Below are 16,295 nucleotides of genomic sequence, written 5' to 3' on the forward strand. Positions count from 1 at the left end.
CATTGAGCGTTATGAACAGCACATTCATGACTAAAAGGATAAAAGAGCTTGAATCCATGATACTCCCCAAAAGCCTCTATGGACTCATTCATTTCATGGGGATTGACCGCAAAGAATTCACCGATTACAGAGAGTGGTTACAGTTCTGTGAGCTTTACAAAGCCATGACTGCTCTTCAAGGCTCAGATGGCTTCGAGGTAATAGCTGCACGAGTGATTTCCTTTGTAGAAGAAAGCCGACCAAAGCCTGCGAAACCAGCTCCGTCGCCTACTCAGGCTCGCACCCCCAAGAAGAAGCGCCGTATGAATAGCAAAGAGCGCCGCCGCTTGAGCGAAGAGGAGTTACACCTTCTGAGTTTGGAGGCAATGAGCAAAGCAGAACGCTTTTTAGCAAAAGAGCTCCGTAGAGCCAAACCCATTCCAAGCAAAATGATAGAAGACTGGAACGCATCACCGAAGATTGGTCTCGGTATTGAAAGCACGCTAGCTCCTCCACCAAAAACTAGACGAGACCAAGTTAAGTTAGATGCTCACACGATCTCTGCCACTCATCAGAATACTACGTCTCATATCTTGTACGTCGCAGGGTGGACACTAGCACAAGATGAGGATTAGTTTTCTTGGCTCGTGCTTTTCTATGTAGAAATTCAGGCCTGACCTGACGGTTACCGGATTTGTGGTGGTTAGTGTCATGTCAAATTCAGTTTAACATTTCGGCCTGCCAGATTTTCTTTCTATCCTCAAATGTCTCAGCCGAAATGCGACCACAACACATTTTTCTTTGATGAGCCCGTTCATCATTGTAGTGGGTCACTCACGGGGGAAGATCGGACTGCAATTGCTCCATGGTTTGTAGGTAAAGCTGGTAATCATGCTGCTCTAGCTTACCGCAACATTCCTCGCCACGACCCGTTAGAATCCATAACACAGGAACGTTTGGCTCTGTGAAGTACGCCAGAACTTTGCCGTCCTACAGGTCTGCGGCTACGATTGGCATCTACGTTGCCTAGCCCTTGGTGAAGGTGACTTTTCTGTAAGTATCAACGAAGGTCTGCTGATAAATACGGCCTACGCCTTTCACAGTGCCGACCTAAAACGTGTCCTGCAAACCGAGGTAGCCTAGATGGGCCGTTTCGATTTCGCCGCAGGCGATATCGTCATCGCGCTTTTTCTCCAGGACAACGACCTTGGCTACTGTCAGGACAACACCTGTAGCGGCAACGTTCTTTTATAGCGCACGAAGACATTGTTTGAAGTTCGCCAGCTCGTACCGCAGTCAGGCGGATCGCACGCCTGAAGGGCTGACGAATATTCCGTAACCAGACTTAATTGTCGCCATCCCCGTTGAATAAGTTAGCATTAAGCTTAACGAAATTCTGCCAGTCATCTTCCCCCAAAAACTCCCTCAGCCTATCTAATTCATTATGGCTAAATTTTTTTGGAGACTCAGAAGAACTTCCATGCCCTGGCCTATTCCGGCAGTACAAATCAAGATCTCTCGTCTTGTTTGAACTCAAATATCCTACTAGCCACTTAGACATTTTCAAATCAGGATTTAATTCCAATAGACGATATAGTTCCTCCTTACCAAACGAATCTGAAGATGACGTAGCTGAATGGCTTGCGGATTTATTTTCACCCGTCAAAACTTCTGAAAGGCCTTTCCTCACACCCCCGTCGCTTTCAAACCAACTAGGTTCAACATGAATACCACGATTTTTTTTGCCAGCATTTTCCTTTATTACTCTGTCCCAAAAAGCACGAACACTTCTTTCCGCATCATCACTGAGGACATGCGGAACATCCAAAAGCGAATTCACGTATGCTTGGTTTTTATCCTTAATATCTTCAATAGAACTATCTTGTATATCTTCATGTAAAATCTTACTACTATCAGCCAGGAAATCCGAAGAGGTATACATATAAAATAAATCTATACCTGTCTCCCTATATATTTCAGACTTTAAGTGCTCGCTAGGCCCTATATATTTAAGCCCTCCAGAATCTACTATTTGCCACCAATCATCTTTAGTGTCATCAGTGACAAATAAAACATTTTTAATATTGCCACCAGCCAACTTCCCTATGAGTTGTTTCCATATAATTAGATCACCATACTGACGCTCATAACTAAGCCCATCAAACATAAACACTGAATCTTCAACTTCGCCTTTAGCTTTTACTGCATCTCGAAAGCCTGGCGGTATTTTTTTAGTGTAGCGCTCCTCACCTTCTTTATAAATCTGATCCAACCATGCTTGATCGCTAGGCCTTGGACCGACCTGCCCTTTGGTAATAGCATCGATTTGTTCTAAAATCCCATCACTAGACCTTACATCTGCCTGTCGGCTATCCCACTCTTTGATTTTCTCTCCGCACTTCGAAACCTGATCTTTTATCGACTCGATAAGATCTTTTAAATGGTCATTCAACTCAGGAAATTTCTTACCCAAAGCCAGGCTATTGAGCTTCTGCTGAATATTTCCAGATATACCATCAAGCTCAGATGAAATCTCACGAAAAGTCTTCTTTTCATTTTTAATAACGTCCAATCTGCGACGATGATATTCAAGTCCTACTTGATGAGGAACCCAAACTCTCTCTTTTAGTTTTTCAAGTATTCTAAAAAAGTCTGTTCGAGTGGATTCTTCGTAACCATAAAGATTCAGTAGAACATTAGTATCGAAAACAAAAATTGTTTCGTCACTTTTCCACGCAGCCTGTATAGCGGCACTATCCGGAGTACCAAAACTTTTGAATTCACTCTTCATAGCTGCTCTCTCATGATGATATCAAAATAGTATCATGCGCAATCGCTAGAGATTTATGTGCTATTCATAATTTTCAAAAAAGCCCTCCCAAAGCCTCAGGCGACCAATTCATAACAATCAACTCTCCCGTCACCTCAGCCTTCCCCTGCCGCTGATTCGTGGTCGTGTACCGGATCTCCGTCGTCTCAAAATGAAACCCTTCAAACACCCGTCGAATGTCCGGGTGATCGTTAATGCTGACCATCACCTTGCCTTTGCAGCGCCGCATAAAATCGGCCATGCGCTCGTAGTTTTCAAACGGGAAGTCGACACCATAGCCAGCGGTCTGCCAGTAAGGTGGATCCATGTAGTGGAAGGTGTGTGGCCGGTCGTAGCGCTCTGCACACTCAAGCCAGGGCAGGTTCTCGACGTAGGTGCCAGATAGGCGCTGCCAGGCAGCCGACAGGTTTTCTTCAATGCGCAGCAGGTTGATTGCAGGGGCTGTTGTTGCGGTGCCAAAGCTCTGCCCTGAGACCTTTCCACCGAAGGCATGGTGCTGCAGGTAGAAAAATCGGGCCGCGCGCTGGATGTCAGTCAGGGTTTCCGGACGAGTCATTTTTTGCCACTCGAATATCTGCCGTGAGCTGAGCGCCCACTTGAATTGGCGCACGAACTCTTCCAAGTGGTTCTGCACCACGCGGTACAGGGTCACCAGGTCGCCATTGATGTCATTCAGCACTTCGACTGGTGCAGGCTGAGGACGTAGAAAATACAACGCCCCGCCACCTGCAAATACTTCGACATAACATTCATGGGGTGGGAACAGAGGGATGAGACGGTCGGCCAGGCGGCGTTTGCCGCCCATCCACGGGATGATGGGTGAAGACATAGTGTGCAAGACCTTTGCTGTTGAGATGAGCAGGTGCTAGGCTCGCCGCGCTTTGTGCACAGAGCGGGAGCCTTGGCTGGGCTTGCAGGCGTGTTCTGCGGGTTCGGTGGCCGGGCTGGATGTTGACGCATCCCGCTTCGGCCGCTCCTTTTACTTTGTGCCAGATACTTCTTTGGCGTAAGCCTGACAGGCCTGCAGCGCGATCAGTCCTTGATCGCCTTCGCCGGTGATTCCGATAATTCGTTGAGCATGCGCTGGGTCAAGTTGGGCTCTCGCAGTTCCATAAACCACGCCGCCGGCGCCGGTGGTGGCTTGCACTCCGTCACGACCAACTGAGTCGGTGGCGTCGAGTAGGACTGACAGCCGCAGGTCAGCAGTAGCAAGGCGATCACGCAGGCGTGCTTGTTTGGTTTGTTCATCGGTCAGGGCTCGGTAATGGGCTTGGTCGCTGGCTGCCAACCATTGCTCCAGGGCAATGCGTTTGTCCTGCTCCGCCAGAATCAACGCGGAATTGGCGTTGGCCAGATTGGTAAGCACGGTCTGGTGTGCAGTTTCCTGCGAGGCCAACTTCTGGCCGTAGGCATTGGCTTGCCACTCCCATGCGGCCCAGGCACTGCCTGCCATTAAGCCGAACATCAACAGCAGCGCCCCTCCCCACTTCACCGCTTCAACCTTCACACCAACACCTCCAGCGCCCGGGAATACAACACCTGCCGATCAGCCGCGCCGTTCTGGCCGCCATTGATGCGTTGAGTGATCTTGTCGAACTGCCCCGCGTCGGCCAGTGTGTTGAGTCCCCTAGAAGCCCAGAACCACGCTGCTGACATGCAGGCGTGCTGTGGTTTTTCCAGCAGCTCGGGTTGCTTGATGAGGTCCAGTGCCAGCGCCTCGCTGCACATCATGTAATTGGCCCGGCCGGTGATCTGAATCAGGCCACGGCCGCGATACTTAGAACCGTCGCCCGGCTGGTTGTTGCCCAGATCACTACGTCCCTCGTATCGGGCCTGTGCTTTGGTTGGGCCCCAGATCTCTTTCACATACATGAGCTGGCCTGACTCGTGGCCGATCTGGGCGATGAACGCTGCGATGCGCTTCGGGCCGACGATCTGGTACCGCACCATTGCTGTGTTTAGCAGGGGTGTAAAAACGCCGGCAACTGGGCCGGCGTTCGGGAGGATCTGCAGCAGTTGTTGCCGGGTAATGGTCATGGTTATGTCCTGACGAAAAAGCCCGCACAAGGCGGGCTGGATATGGGCAATGGTGAGTTACAGCTCGATGACCTGCAGGGGGCCTTTTGCCGTCTTGCTTTTGCCTTTGGCCTTGGCTTTGCCTTGCTTGCCGGCATTGCATTCGACGGTGGTGCTCCAGCCGCTTTGGGTGAACACCTGCTCGACCGAGTCCACCAGGTACTCGCCATCTAGCCCGGTCTTGAAGCCTTGTGTGTTGATCATGCGTTCGGCAAACAGGTCGGTACGCCCGGGCATTTCCAGGCGTACTGCAGCAGTGGAGCGGTTGAAGGCTGAGAGCCGGGCCTTGGCCGCCTGTTCGGCTGCGGATTTGTTCGGGTAGATATGTCGATCGGTATGCACTGGCGGCAGGCCGTCCGGGGCTTCGTCGTTGTCCAGGGTGATGATGGCCAACTTGCCGGTCTTCTTGTCCTGGTGCTTGGTGCTGACCGCCTTGTGGGTAGTGCGATCCGCGAGGCGGAATTGCCAGCGGCTGACGTCGCTGCGGGTCAGGGTGATTGCACCCAGTACCTTGCCGCTTGCGCTCTGGCCGGCTTGGCGCTGCAGCACCAGTAACTTGCCATCCGCGACTTTGGCGGTGCAGTCGTATTGCTTGGCCAGCCGAGTGATGAAGTTGAAGTCCGACTCGCTGAGCTGGTCTGCCCGGGGCACCGTTGTGGTCACAGGGCACACAGGTGCCCAGCCGTTACGCGCGGCTACGTCGCTGACGATGCTGGCCAGGCTGACGCTCTCCCAACTGCCGCTGCGTGTGGATTTGCCACTGCCTCGCATGTCGCTGGCCTTGCCCCGGATTACCAGCGTGTCCGGAGGGCCGGAAAGCTCGACCTCGTCCACGGTGTAACGTCCGAGGCGGGTTAACGCAGCGCCACTGTAGCCAAGAAAGATCTCGATACTGGCACCGCGACTTGGCAGCGATACGGCGCTATCACGGTCATCGATGCGCAATTCAAAGTCATCAGACTCCATCCCGGGCTTGTCCGTGGTGCGCAGTAACAGCAAGCGGTCATTGATCAGCTCGGTGATGTCGGCACCGTCAGCGACGATTCTAAAAGTCGGGGTCATGGTCAAGTTCCGGGCAAGAAAATGCCCGCGCGAGGGCGGGCTTAAAAATTGAGCGTTACAGGTCTCGCAAGGCGTTTACCCCCAGAGCATCACCACCTCATCACTCGGCGCCGGCAGATCCGGCAGGTGGATCAACAACCCCGCCCTATACGGCTGCACCTCACCAGCCAGCCCCTGATTGGCATCGAGCACGGCCTCTACGGTACCGTTGAGGTGGCCGTAGTAGTTCTGGCAGATCGTGTCGAGCACGTCGCCACTAGCGGTTCTGCAGGTCGTCGCCATAGCGGACAAACTCCAAGGTAAAGCCCTGTTTGCGCGGGATGCCGCCCTGCAGGAAGGCGCTCTGTTCTTCTTCGATGTTTTTCAGGCACCAGTTGCCCAGGACTTCGCCGTAGCCGGTGGTCAGTCCCAGCGGCTGCAGCTGGCCGCCGATGCTGCGCAGGGTGTCCAGTTGTTTGATGCCGCCCTTGAAGCCCGGGTAGATCGAGCCTTTAAGGGTGATGCGTTCCGCGCCTATGCCGACTGCCTGTTGCGCCGGGCGCCGTGTGAGGCGCTCTTGGGCGGCCCAGCGAAATTCGCTGGAGCGGGTCAGTTCTTCAAACGCTGCAGTGTCCAGGTTGAAGTAGTAAGGCTTCGACTCCGGTTGCAGGGGCTGGATGATCAGCAGGTGCGGGAATGGCTTCACGGCCTCTACGGCCGGGGTCAGGTCGGTGCCAAAGGCTCCGGTCGGGATGATGTTGGCCAGCGACGGACTGATGTTGCCGGCGATGTTGTTGATCGCCGTGGCCGCCCTGCCCGCCTGTTCTTTGAGCACGCCGAGGCGCTCGTCGATTTGTGACACCGCGCGGGAGGCCTGGTTGTAGGTGGCCACCACGCTGCCGACCCGGGACTGGGCAGCATTGATCCCGCGCATCAGGCGCTGCACCTTGGCTCCCACCTCAGGACCAATAAACGGCAAGTCGCCCAGTTCGTTGGCGGCGCCGGTGATTTCGCTGATAGCGCCATTCACCGGACCGAGCATGCCGTCCAGGCTGCGACGTCCGGTTTCGCCGGCGGCAGCCAAGTAGCTCAACCCTGACTGCAGCTGTTCCATGTAGGCCATGTTTGCTCCTTACCCCACATGCGGGGCGTCATAGAGGTTGCGGTTGGACATCTGCTGGCCGATTTGCTCCATCTGCCGCTGCAGGTGTGGCTGGAGTTCCCGGGCCAATGCGGCCGGGTCTTTGACATCGCCTTTGACGGTGACTTGCAGCGGCGCCGAGATGTCGATTTTTTGCTGGATCTTCGGCGGTTCGACATTGAGCACCGGTTCGATTTTCGGTGGCATGGCCAGCGGCCCTGACGGGGTGGTGCTCGAAAATGAGCGCACCACGTCGCCCATGTTGGTGGCCCCGGGCAGACCTCGGGTCAGTCGCGGATCAAATGGCACCGGGGCAAGTGCTGGGATCGATGATTTTTTGTCGTCGGAACCAAACCACGACTTACCCAGTTTTGCGCCAATGGACTCACCGCCCATGCTGCCGAGAATGCCGCCGATAACCCCGCCGATTGCGGTCCCCAACACAGGCACCACCGAACCGATAGCAGCTCCTGCAGCCGCTCCGGCCAAGGCGCCGGCCATATTGCCCGCTGCAGCACCGTAGCCTTCAGCCTTGGCTTCCTGGGTGTCGGCACTCTGGTAGGTGTCCAGAAGACGCATGCCGCCTGCCAACAGGGCAGAACCCGGGATCACTTTGCCGGCTTTGCCAACCAGACTCATTGCCCGTGCTGCGCGACCGGCCGGTACCGGTGGAACAGGCGGCCGTGGAGGATTGGGTGGACGCGGTCCACCACCTGCCCGGCGCCTGCCGTTGCGATTACCCACGCGACTGCGCCGACGGCCACTCCTACTCCCGCCGCCACCGCCATAACCGCCCATGGCCGAGGCGTTGACCACGAACACTTTTTGCGGCCCCGAGTCTTCGCCGTCGCTGTCACCCGCGCTGGCTTCGCGGAACACATCCAGCACCTTGAGCCCGACATCGACGGGGTTTAAGCCCTTGCTCTCACCCTCCTCAGCTTCAGCATCCTTTTTGCCACCCAGGGCCTTGAGCCCGATTTCAGCCAGGGCCAGCACTTTCGAGCCTTTGCTGTCGGGCTTGCTGTCGTCGCCGTCTTCGGCGTTGGTGACAAAGACTTTCTGCACCTCGTTGCGGTCACGACCACCCAGGGCGCCACGGGCGATGTTGATCAGGCCCTTGCCCATCTTGAAAGCGCTGAAGGCGCTGGCCACCAGTCCGATCGCGCCGACTGCCAGGGTGGTGCCGCTGATTACCTTGGGAAACTCCCCGGCCAGTCCGGCAATGCTGTTGCCGATTTTGGTCAGGCCGTCCGCCGCCATGTCCGTCAGCGGGCGCAGGGCATCGCCGATGCGGGTCATTGAGGCTTCCATGCTCGCCGCCGCCGAGCCCCACTTGGCTGCCGAGGTTTCCCGGGCCGAGGCGGCATCCGCTTCGATCTTGGCCTGGCCGTCCGTGTCCTTGATGTCGGACATGTCCTGCTTGATCTTGCTGCCGTATTTGATCTGCGCGAGCAGGCCGGCACTGGCGCTTTTGTCGCTGACAATGGTCGACAGCCCCGCCGCTTCGATCAGCGAGAGCATGGCTTGCTGTTCTTCAGCGCTGCCGTCTTTTGAGGCTTGAATCTTGGCCTTGAGCGCTTCGACACGCTTGGCTTTTTCCGGATCTTTTTTGGCGATCAGTTTTTCACTGAGCATGATAAAGGCTTCGACCGGGTTGGCGGCTTTACCGCTTTTGGTCGCGGCCAGGATCGATGCGCTCAGGTCATAACCGGCATCCGCGAATCGCTTCTGACTGGTGCTGCTGATCACCGCATTGAGCAAGTTGTCCATGTTGGTGGCCGCAGCCGCCGCATCCTGGGTCTGCGAGAACTGCGCCTGCAGGCTGGCCCCGAGAAAACGTACCGCCTCGGGACCTTCCATGCCCAGCCGTTTGATTGTTCCCAGCAGACTGGGCATGTACCTGGCCATGTCCTTGGGGCCAAAGGCGCCGATATCACCGGCCGCCGCGACCTGACCCAGCATCGCGCCCATGTCCTGCTTCGCAACCCCGGCCTCCTTGAAGGCGCTGAACAACGTGGCGATGGTGGACGCTTCCATACCCTGTCCGTCGACCAGATCCGCGATCAGCGGCGCATAGTCGACCGACTCTTCCCAACTGATGCCCTTTTCAATCAGGCCGCTGACGGCGCTGGCCAGCAGTTTCTGGCTCATGCCTTTCTGCGTGGCGACCTCGGTGATCTTGTCGGCCATCTGCCGTTCGGCATCGGTGCCGGCGGTGTGGGCCCAGATCGCCATTTGCCGGATTTGAGCCTGGTAGTCCGCCGAGATTTTGGTCGGTACCGCCACCGCCGCGATGCCGATCGCAGCCTTGCCCAAGGTGCTTTTGAGCCCGGCCCGGCCTTCGTTGAACTGGCTGTGGCCTTTGGCAGTGAGCTCGGCACTGCGGGCGGTGCGGCCCAGTGCGTGATAGGCCCTGTCTAGCCGCCCCACTTCCACCCCCTGCTTGCGCAGGCTTTCGATGTTGGCGTTGAGTCGGGTCTGCAGCGCGGATGCGCCCGAGGCGCCGCTGTCGTGGGCTTTCTTCCATTCGTTGCGCAAGCGGATGGTGTCGCCGATGGTGCGTTGCAATACCCGGGCCTTGGCGCCGGTTGCTTCGAGTTTCTTGATCCGCCCTTCAACGTTTTTGAAAGCGCTGCCCACGGTTGCGCTGACGGCCCCGCCAATGACCAGGCCGAGCGCGAGTTTGTTCGCCATGTGTTCGCCCTACCCTGTAATTGCGCGGCTGGGCTCAATCCGTGAGCCACCAGACCATTTCCGAAAACGGCATGGCCATGATCTCGGCGGCAGAGAAGCTGGTCTCTGCCGCCAGGCGTTTGGCCAGGTATTTCAGGACTTCGGGGTTACAGTTGGTCTTCGCTGACCAGACGAAAATAGCCTTCTTGCACGCGCTGGTAGTCCAGCAGTTTCAGGCTTTCCAGGTCCTTGATCCCGACCTCGGTGAGGCTGGCAAACAGCGACATCTCCCGTTGCTCCGCATCGTTTCCGGAGATGGCCTGAGCCGCCCGCACATCGCGCACGGTCGGGGCGCGCAGGGTCAGTTTGTCGGCTTTGATGCCATTGAGCTCGGTGGGGTAACGCAGGGTCACGGTGACGCCATCGTCAGTCAGGGCCAACCAGGCTGGCGTTTTGCTGCTAGTAGAAGTGGTCATGCGAATATTCCTTAAAGGCCCAGGGCGCTGCGCTCGGCAGCCAGTTGGTCGACGCCATCGATCACGCGCACCGCGTTGACCATGTCGATTTCGTACAGCGTGCGACCGTCGACTTCCAGCTTGTAGTAGGTGACCGCCATCGCGTATTTCATCTCGGCTTTGTCGCCGGCCTTCCAGTCGCCCATGTCGACTTCTTTGAGCATGCCGCGCAGGGTCGCGATCACCGGGGTGATCTGGCCCTTGAGGCCTTTGAAGGCCCCACGAAACACCGCGTTGCAGCCGGTCTGATCCGAGAGGCCGAAGTACTTCATCGACTCGCGACGCACACCGGTGCTGGTCCAGCTGGCTTCCATTTTCTCCAGGCCCATGTCCATTTCGACCTCGCCGGCCATGCCGCCGCCGCGATGGGCTTCGGTTTTGACCGTGAGCTTGGGCAGGGTCAGCGACGGCACATCGCCGGCGAAACTGACCCCGTCCACGAACAGGTTGGTGTTGCTGAGCATTTGCGGAATCATTGAGCGGCCTCCTTAGGCGGCGGTGTCCAGCACTTCGGTCAACCACTGGTTGGTGACCTCGACGCGGAAAATCGGGTTTTCGGCAGGCGGCACGTCGGTGAAGCGGATGTTCCAGTACACCTTGCCCTGCTCCAGCTGGCTGGCCGTGTTCAGTTCGGTGTCGGCATACACCTCAAAGTTGATCACCGCGCCCTGATTTTTCAGGTCGCGCATAAAGGCCTCGAGACCGTCGGTGACGTCCTTGATGTAGGTCTTGGTGATCGAGCGGTCGACCGCCCATTTGTGCCCGGCCAGAATCGCGTCCATAACGATGTCGACGGTACGGACCCGGGTCACGAACGCCCATTTCGAATCGGCCGACAGGGTGCGGTTGCCCCACAGGCGATAGCCGCCGTCACGGATGATGGTGGTGATGTTGGCGTTGTTCAGCAGGTTGGCGCGGCAGGTTTCATCACCGTCGAGAAACTCGATCGGGCGCGAGGTGCCGGTGATGCCCACCAGCTCCTTGTTCGAGGGCGAGGCCCAGAAGCCGTACTCGGTGTCGGTCCAGGCGAACAAGCCAGCGGTGAAGGCCGAGGCCGGTGAGTCAATTGTTGCGCTGGTCACGGTGTCCCATTGCTGCACGCCCGGATCCACCATAAATACGCGCTTGCTGCCGAATTCCTTGGAGTAGGCCAGCACCGCCTCATCGGTGGTGTTGGGGCCGTCGACGATAGCTATGGCCCGCAGCTTGCCGGCGAGCGCATCCATGGCAGTGGCCACCGCCTGGGTCGCGGAATGCTTCGGCGCGATCAGCAACCGGGGCTGGGCGTTGAAGCGGCTTTTACCGTCGAGCAGCGCCTGCAGGCCCGTACGCTGACCCGAAGCCAGGACCCCGCCGATGATGGCTGAGGTTTGCAGTGCCGGGTCTTCCAGACGGGCCACGCCGCAGGCAACGATCACCGCCTTGGCCCGGACAAATACGGCTCTGGCGGCGCGGGTGATGGCCGAGTCTTCGCCGAACGCGGCAATGGCTTCGCGCTCGCTGGTCAGCAGCACCAGGTCGTTGGGTTTTGCCGATGTAGAGGGTCCGGGAGTGAAGGTATCGACCAGTCCGATGATCGAAGTCGACGGCAGCGCAATCGTGCGTGCGCCGGTGTCGACCAGGGTGACGGTTACGCCGTGGAAACGGCCGGATGTGCTCATAAAGTCATTCTCCAGAAACGACAAAGCCCCGCAGTGCGAGGCTTGTGTGGGGCAAACAATAATTTGGCTGTAGGAGCGGGTTTAGCTGAGGTTTTCGACCCAGTCGGGCGTAGTCGGACGGTATTCCTTGGCCGGAAAGTGCTTCGATTCCGGCCAGTCGCGCAAGGCCTGCACATAGTCCAGCAACTCGCCGGACTGCTTCACTGTCATCGTGGTCGGGCGGGCTGAGTCCACTTCATCGCGGTGCCTTTCCCTTAGCCATTTGACGCTCTCGATTTCAGTGTCACGCCAGGTTCTTTCAGTCGCGGTGGTATCAGGAACCAGAGCCGGTTCAGGACTGCCCCCTGCGGCGATCCATTCTTCGTACTCGACCCAGAACCGATGCCCACGCGGGACAGTCGCGCCGTCATCCATGCGAATCACCGTGTCAGGATCTCCAGTCAGTTGATAGCTCATGACAGCTCCTAAAGTTCTGCGTCCGCAGTGGCATGGATGTAATACGTCTGGGGGACAACCCCGAGGTCACCGTTATCGATGCTGACGTGACGCGTGCCGACCATCAAGGCCCGGGCATTTTCGCTGGAAAACAGATCGCTGCCCGAGCGCCATTGGCCATCCGGCCCGGCTACGCTATAAAGCTTGATACTGGGTGTGGCTCGCTTTTCGACCTTGAACGTCCAATGCCCAATCGGTTGGCTGCTCCAGCCAGCCTGTCCGATGTAGACGATAGACATCAGCGAACCGATGTGGGTTATCCGATGTTGCGGTTCTATTTCATACGAGAAGGTTTTCTCGTAATAGCGCTGACAGAGCATCAGCTCTTGCACAAACGGCCTCAGGTCAAAGTCGGTGGCAACAGACCCTGTTTCAAGTTGCACAGACGCCAGGTCGAGGTTGTATGCGCCGGCTCCCTGGCTGGCAAAACCCAGCTCAAGATAATCACGCCCAGGCATTCTTTTTTTTCCCGCGATCGAGGGGATATTTAAGGTGACCTCGTACCGTTTAAACACTGTTGTGACGGCCACTTGTTCACTCACACCAGGGCCTGCATCCGTGCCACCCACACCAAAAGATTGGCGCAGTATCACGTTGCATGTGTGGTTGATGGTTGAACGCATATAAAACGACACCGTCACGCGTTTACCCGCGCACGTCTCAACGCCTTCAATGGGCTGGCTGATTCTCATGCCGTCGCTGCTGCCCGAGCGCGAAACTCTTAATCCGAAGCGTCCCTCATTGACTCCTTCGCCCGGCTCAAACTCGATTCTTTCCCAGATAGCTGTCGAATTGGCTGGCAGGGAAACCATCCAGCGGTCCGGGCCGTATAACGCCTGGGCCGGGCCGGCCAGATTGCCGACATGACCCGCTGCCCCCCGCTGCCAGATATCGAAATTGCCATTGATCAGGCGGTTCTTGCGAAACACCTGGGATGGAAAAGTCTGATCCGGACTCTCAATCTGCGCGCACACATACCCGGTGTTGGCCACCTTCCGCGAGCGATCACCAACCGCCTGGGTAGGAGCGTTCTGCCCCGCAGCCCATTGGAAGGTCAGCGCTGTCGTGCCCAGCACGATGGGGGCGTCAGTGATCAGATGCCATTGGGTATCGGCGTTAACGGCCCCTTGCTCGACGTGCACTGTGAGGCCCGAGGTCACCTTCGCGCTGGTGTCGGCATCCGGGGTTCGCTTCCAGACATCGGCCGTCAGGTACAGGCCATTGTCGTGGGCAGCGGCCTGATTTTTCACCAGTACCCGCGAGCCGGGCGGCACCACGACACCGTCAACCGTTTGCACGCCGGACAACACCACCGGCCCGGTGGTGGCCACCAGCACCGACTGTTTCATATCCAGGGTGTTGATGGCTTCATCCACGTATTGGCGTGTCGCAAGCACCACGCTGGGATCGATCTTGAGCATGACGTTGGCCGCACTGGTGACGATGAAGTTCATCCGCACCACTTGGGTCTTGCCGCTGCCCTGGGCCAGCAAGGGTTTGAAGCTCGGCGCGCAGTTGGCTACCGCCACCAGGTCGCCGTCCTGGTCGTACAGGCCTATTTCACGAATCCACCAGCCGCCGACATTTTCCGGGATCACTTGCTCGGCGATGATCACGTTGCTGTTTTTAGGGTCGATCTTGACCTGATTCAGCGGTGCCCGGCGCTGCTCGTTAATCAGTCGGGTTTGTGTCCGGTCGGGGATCGGGTCGGTGCCGTTGGCGTCACCTACCCCCATCTGCGAGAACGTCCAGGGGATGCCCAGCGCATCGGCATTCGCTTGCTTGGCTTCCCCGATGGCGGTGAGGATCGCCATGAACTGGCTGCTTTGATCAATCATGGGTATACGTCCAGGGTTTCGGTTTGGTGTTCACGGCCTGTCGGGCCGAAGTGGCCGGTGACCTCGATGTCTAGCAGTGCCGGCGGATAGACGTCGATTTCTTCGCCTTCGTAGAGGCCGGCAAAGAGGTTAAGGCTGCCGGTGGTTTCGAGGCTGATCACCAGCTCGGTCAGCAGCCGACTGAGGGGTTTGGCGTCGTCGATCAGGGCAACCAGCTCCTGATACATTTCTTCGGTAATGCCGGTGTCCAGCACCCCGACCTTGAGTGCGAAAGTGCCGGGCACACCCAGCGGCACGGTCTGCCACCATTCGATCACTTCCAGCAGGTAGCCCAACGGTTCAACCACACGCCGTAACGCACCGATGGTGCCCTTGCGTGCATGGATCAGGAACGCCGATTCAATGGCTGCGCGCTTGGTCTGCTCGCTCCATTTGTTGTCCCAGCGATCCACCGACCACGCCCAGGCCAGCTGGTGCAGCAAGTGCGCCGGACAGGTCCGGGCGTTGTACAGGGTGGGGATTGGAATGCCCGGGGAGTGGTCAGTTGCCGCTTCGATACCCCGTTCTAACTGCGTGCTGTTGAGCGGTAGCAAAGTCATCCTGCACCGCCCTGGATCACGCTGAAGCCGGTGCAGTACGCCGCTTGGTGCGTAGCCCGGGGGATGTCGACCCAGCCCGGTAAATCGACGCGGCTGACGCCGGTGATGTGCAGCTGGGCGTCAATCGCCGAGCGCGAGACTTCTACCCCCAGCCGCCGACGCGGGTTGATCCAGCTCTGCAGGCGACGAGTCGCCTCGGCCAGAATCGCATCGTTTTCCGAGCCGGTACCGGCCATGTGCACCACGGCATCAATCCGGTATTCCAGGACCTCGGCGCTTTGCACGGTGAGCCGGTCGCCCACCGGCCGGATGTCTTCGTCGCTGAGGTGCAGCAGTACCTTGTCCAGCAGAGACTGGTCGGCCACGCCGTTGCCCTCCAGGTGCAGCACCGTGACCACCACGTGGGCCGGGCTCGGGCTTTCGGCCTGGGCATCGGCCACCAGCGCCGAGGCGTTACGCGCATGCAGGATGTAGCTGTTGCGCGGCCCGGCGGTGGTCAGCCCTTCGTACACCAACTGGATGCGCTCGCGTAAGGCGTCGTCCAGCTCCATGACCTTGGGCACCGGTGGCACGCTTTGGGCATCCGCTTCCTGAATCACCAAACGCTTGAGCCGCACGTTGGCCGCCAGATGATCGAGGTCAGTGCCCCGGGCATAGGCCAACAGCAAGGCCTTGGCCGCATCATTGATCCGGGCCCGGGTTTGCAGCCGGCGATAGGCCCCCAGCTCCAGCAACTTGACCACCGGATCACTTTCAAGCTGGGCGTTCCAGTTGTCGCCCATGTAGGCGCGAAACACGCTCAGTTCTTCCTGATACACCTCTTCAAAGTCCAGCGACTCCAGCACCTGCGGGGGTGGCAGGGCCGACAGGTCCACAGTGCTCATGCCCTTACCTCCATCTCTACGCTGTCGCCCAGGTACAGGCCCTTGAGCTCAAAGCTGATTACGCCACCGAGCACTGCCGTGACACGCACGGCGTGCAGCTTGAAACGCGGCTCCCACAGGTTCAGCGCGTGGGCGACCTCGGCCTGTACCGCGCTTTTCCAGCCTGCCGTGATCGGCATGTCGACAAACCGACGTAGCTGGCAGCCATAGGCCGGGCGCATTCGCCGACTGCCCACCGGGGTGGTGAGGATGTCGGCGATGGATTGGCGCAAATGCTCGACACCGGAAAGGGCCGCGCCGGTGTGGCGATCCATTCCGATCATCGCGGGTTACTCCGTGAGGCGTTCAAAGTCCGGGTGGGTGCTGAGGTACTGCAGCTGGGCCTCACTGGCCGCACTGGCCTGGCCCTTGGCGACCGGCAGCGGGCTGCCGTCGGGCAGGATCAGGGTGCGCGAGGTGTAGACCTTGTCGCGGAATACACCGCCCGATTGATTCTGCGGGGCATTCTTTTGCAGCGAGGGCGCATCAGGTTTGTCTTCAGTGATCTTGGCCATGTGTTTCTC

At 58.1% G+C, this 16,295-nt stretch carries 18 protein-coding genes; 1 reads left to right on the forward strand and 17 read right to left on the reverse strand.

Going from position 1 to position 16,295, the window contains the following annotated elements:
• Positions 1–11 precede the first annotated feature (11 nt).
• On the forward strand, positions 12–614 hold the full coding sequence (locus AOC04_RS11430) for a hypothetical protein (protein WP_060693443.1): 603 nt from the start codon (positions 12–14) through the stop codon (positions 612–614).
• A 710-nt stretch (positions 615–1,324) separates the two neighbouring features.
• On the opposite strand, the gene AOC04_RS11435 is transcribed toward AOC04_RS11430, so the two are convergent.
• The 17 genes from AOC04_RS11435 to AOC04_RS11515 form a co-directional block, all read right to left on the reverse strand.
• On the reverse strand, positions 1,325–2,770 hold the full coding sequence (locus AOC04_RS11435; RefSeq protein ID WP_060693445.1) for a PIN-like domain-containing protein: 1,446 nt from the start codon (positions 2,768–2,770) through the stop codon (positions 1,325–1,327).
• Positions 2,771–2,843: 73 nt separating this feature from the next.
• Positions 2,844–3,638 (reverse strand): DNA adenine methylase, encoded by a 795-nt coding sequence (locus AOC04_RS11440; RefSeq protein ID WP_060693447.1) that lies wholly within the window; start codon positions 3,636–3,638, stop codon positions 2,844–2,846.
• Positions 3,639–3,788: 150 nt separating this feature from the next.
• Positions 3,789–4,316 carry a lysis system spanin subunit gene (locus tag AOC04_RS11445; protein ID WP_060693448.1) on the reverse strand — a complete coding sequence of 176 codons (528 nt, stop codon included), beginning with the start codon at positions 4,314–4,316 and terminating at the stop codon, positions 3,789–3,791.
• Entirely contained in the window at positions 4,313–4,846 is a 534-nt protein-coding gene (locus AOC04_RS11450) for a glycoside hydrolase family 19 protein (RefSeq protein WP_060693450.1), read from the reverse strand. Before AOC04_RS11450 ends, AOC04_RS11445 begins: the two co-directional genes overlap by 4 nt.
• A gap of 57 nt (positions 4,847–4,903) precedes the next feature.
• The gene (locus tag AOC04_RS11455) at positions 4,904–5,947 is read right to left on the reverse strand and encodes a phage late control D family protein (RefSeq protein WP_060693453.1); all 1,044 of its coding nucleotides are present in this window, start codon (positions 5,945–5,947) and stop codon (positions 4,904–4,906) included.
• A 75-nt stretch (positions 5,948–6,022) separates the two neighbouring features.
• Entirely contained in the window at positions 6,023–6,229 is a 207-nt protein-coding gene (locus AOC04_RS11460; RefSeq protein WP_060693455.1) for a tail protein X, read from the reverse strand.
• Positions 6,204–7,049, reverse strand: a complete 846-nt coding sequence (locus AOC04_RS11465) for a phage tail protein (protein WP_060693458.1) — start codon at positions 7,047–7,049, stop codon at positions 6,204–6,206. The genes AOC04_RS11460 and AOC04_RS11465 overlap by 26 nt, the downstream gene beginning before the upstream one ends.
• A gap of 9 nt (positions 7,050–7,058) precedes the next feature.
• Positions 7,059–9,761 (reverse strand): phage tail tape measure protein, encoded by a 2,703-nt coding sequence (locus AOC04_RS24040; RefSeq protein WP_060693460.1) that lies wholly within the window; start codon positions 9,759–9,761, stop codon positions 7,059–7,061.
• 146 nt (positions 9,762–9,907) lie between these two features.
• On the reverse strand, positions 9,908–10,216 hold the full coding sequence (locus tag AOC04_RS11475) for a phage tail assembly protein (protein ID WP_060693462.1): 309 nt from the start codon (positions 10,214–10,216) through the stop codon (positions 9,908–9,910).
• An 11-nt stretch (positions 10,217–10,227) separates the two neighbouring features.
• Entirely contained in the window at positions 10,228–10,731 is a 504-nt protein-coding gene (locus AOC04_RS11480) for a phage major tail tube protein (protein WP_060693464.1), read from the reverse strand.
• A 12-nt stretch (positions 10,732–10,743) separates the two neighbouring features.
• Complete coding sequence (locus tag AOC04_RS11485; protein ID WP_060693465.1) at positions 10,744–11,916, reverse strand: phage tail sheath subtilisin-like domain-containing protein; 1,173 nt, start codon at positions 11,914–11,916, stop codon at positions 10,744–10,746.
• A gap of 81 nt (positions 11,917–11,997) precedes the next feature.
• Positions 11,998–12,372 (reverse strand): tail fiber assembly protein, encoded by a 375-nt coding sequence (locus AOC04_RS11490; protein ID WP_060693467.1) that lies wholly within the window; start codon positions 12,370–12,372, stop codon positions 11,998–12,000.
• 8 nt (positions 12,373–12,380) lie between these two features.
• The gene (locus AOC04_RS23490; protein WP_073514935.1) at positions 12,381–14,249 is read right to left on the reverse strand and encodes a phage tail-collar fiber domain-containing protein; all 1,869 of its coding nucleotides are present in this window, start codon (positions 14,247–14,249) and stop codon (positions 12,381–12,383) included.
• Positions 14,246–14,848 (reverse strand): phage tail protein I, encoded by a 603-nt coding sequence (locus AOC04_RS11500; protein WP_060693469.1) that lies wholly within the window; start codon positions 14,846–14,848, stop codon positions 14,246–14,248. The genes AOC04_RS23490 and AOC04_RS11500 overlap by 4 nt, the downstream gene beginning before the upstream one ends.
• On the reverse strand, positions 14,845–15,732 hold the full coding sequence (locus tag AOC04_RS11505; protein WP_060693471.1) for a baseplate assembly protein: 888 nt from the start codon (positions 15,730–15,732) through the stop codon (positions 14,845–14,847). Before AOC04_RS11505 ends, AOC04_RS11500 begins: the two co-directional genes overlap by 4 nt.
• On the reverse strand, positions 15,729–16,055 hold the full coding sequence (locus AOC04_RS11510; protein WP_060693473.1) for a GPW/gp25 family protein: 327 nt from the start codon (positions 16,053–16,055) through the stop codon (positions 15,729–15,731). Before AOC04_RS11510 ends, AOC04_RS11505 begins: the two co-directional genes overlap by 4 nt.
• Before the next feature lie 6 nt (positions 16,056–16,061).
• A complete protein-coding gene (locus AOC04_RS11515; protein ID WP_237178866.1) occupies positions 16,062–16,286 on the reverse strand; it encodes a hypothetical protein in 225 nt (74 codons plus the stop codon).
• Positions 16,287–16,295 lie beyond the last annotated feature (9 nt).

This window comes from Pseudomonas versuta, assembly GCF_001294575.1.
Classification (GTDB): Bacteria; Pseudomonadota; Gammaproteobacteria; order Pseudomonadales; family Pseudomonadaceae; genus Aquipseudomonas; species Aquipseudomonas versuta.

What these genes read in the sequence shown, in the direction of transcription:
- AOC04_RS11430 (WP_060693443.1), top strand. Translation starts at nt 12, where the DNA reads ATGAACAGCACATTCATGACTAAAAGGATAAAAGAGCTTGAATCCATG.
- AOC04_RS11440 (WP_060693447.1), bottom strand. Translation starts at nt 3,638, where the DNA reads ATGTCTTCACCCATCATCCCGTGGATGGGCGGCAAACGCCGCCTGGCC.
- AOC04_RS11475 (WP_060693462.1), bottom strand. Translation starts at nt 10,216, where the DNA reads ATGACCACTTCTACTAGCAGCAAAACGCCAGCCTGGTTGGCCCTGACT.
- AOC04_RS11455 (WP_060693453.1), bottom strand. Translation starts at nt 5,947, where the DNA reads ATGACCCCGACTTTTAGAATCGTCGCTGACGGTGCCGACATCACCGAG.
- AOC04_RS11490 (WP_060693467.1), bottom strand. Translation starts at nt 12,372, where the DNA reads ATGAGCTATCAACTGACTGGAGATCCTGACACGGTGATTCGCATGGAT.
- AOC04_RS11460 (WP_060693455.1), bottom strand. Translation starts at nt 6,229, where the DNA reads ATGGCGACGACCTGCAGAACCGCTAGTGGCGACGTGCTCGACACGATC.
- AOC04_RS24040 (WP_060693460.1), bottom strand. Translation starts at nt 9,761, where the DNA reads ATGGCGAACAAACTCGCGCTCGGCCTGGTCATTGGCGGGGCCGTCAGC.
- AOC04_RS11500 (WP_060693469.1), bottom strand. Translation starts at nt 14,848, where the DNA reads ATGACTTTGCTACCGCTCAACAGCACGCAGTTAGAACGGGGTATCGAA.
- AOC04_RS11485 (WP_060693465.1), bottom strand. Translation starts at nt 11,916, where the DNA reads ATGAGCACATCCGGCCGTTTCCACGGCGTAACCGTCACCCTGGTCGAC.
- AOC04_RS11465 (WP_060693458.1), bottom strand. Translation starts at nt 7,049, where the DNA reads ATGGCCTACATGGAACAGCTGCAGTCAGGGTTGAGCTACTTGGCTGCC.
- AOC04_RS11450 (WP_060693450.1), bottom strand. Translation starts at nt 4,846, where the DNA reads ATGACCATTACCCGGCAACAACTGCTGCAGATCCTCCCGAACGCCGGC.
- AOC04_RS11510 (WP_060693473.1), bottom strand. Translation starts at nt 16,055, where the DNA reads ATGATCGGAATGGATCGCCACACCGGCGCGGCCCTTTCCGGTGTCGAG.
- AOC04_RS11505 (WP_060693471.1), bottom strand. Translation starts at nt 15,732, where the DNA reads ATGAGCACTGTGGACCTGTCGGCCCTGCCACCCCCGCAGGTGCTGGAG.
- AOC04_RS11515 (WP_237178866.1), bottom strand. Translation starts at nt 16,286, where the DNA reads ATGGCCAAGATCACTGAAGACAAACCTGATGCGCCCTCGCTGCAAAAG.
- AOC04_RS11480 (WP_060693464.1), bottom strand. Translation starts at nt 10,731, where the DNA reads ATGATTCCGCAAATGCTCAGCAACACCAACCTGTTCGTGGACGGGGTC.
- AOC04_RS11435 (WP_060693445.1), bottom strand. Translation starts at nt 2,770, where the DNA reads ATGAAGAGTGAATTCAAAAGTTTTGGTACTCCGGATAGTGCCGCTATA.
- AOC04_RS23490 (WP_073514935.1), bottom strand. Translation starts at nt 14,249, where the DNA reads ATGATTGATCAAAGCAGCCAGTTCATGGCGATCCTCACCGCCATCGGG.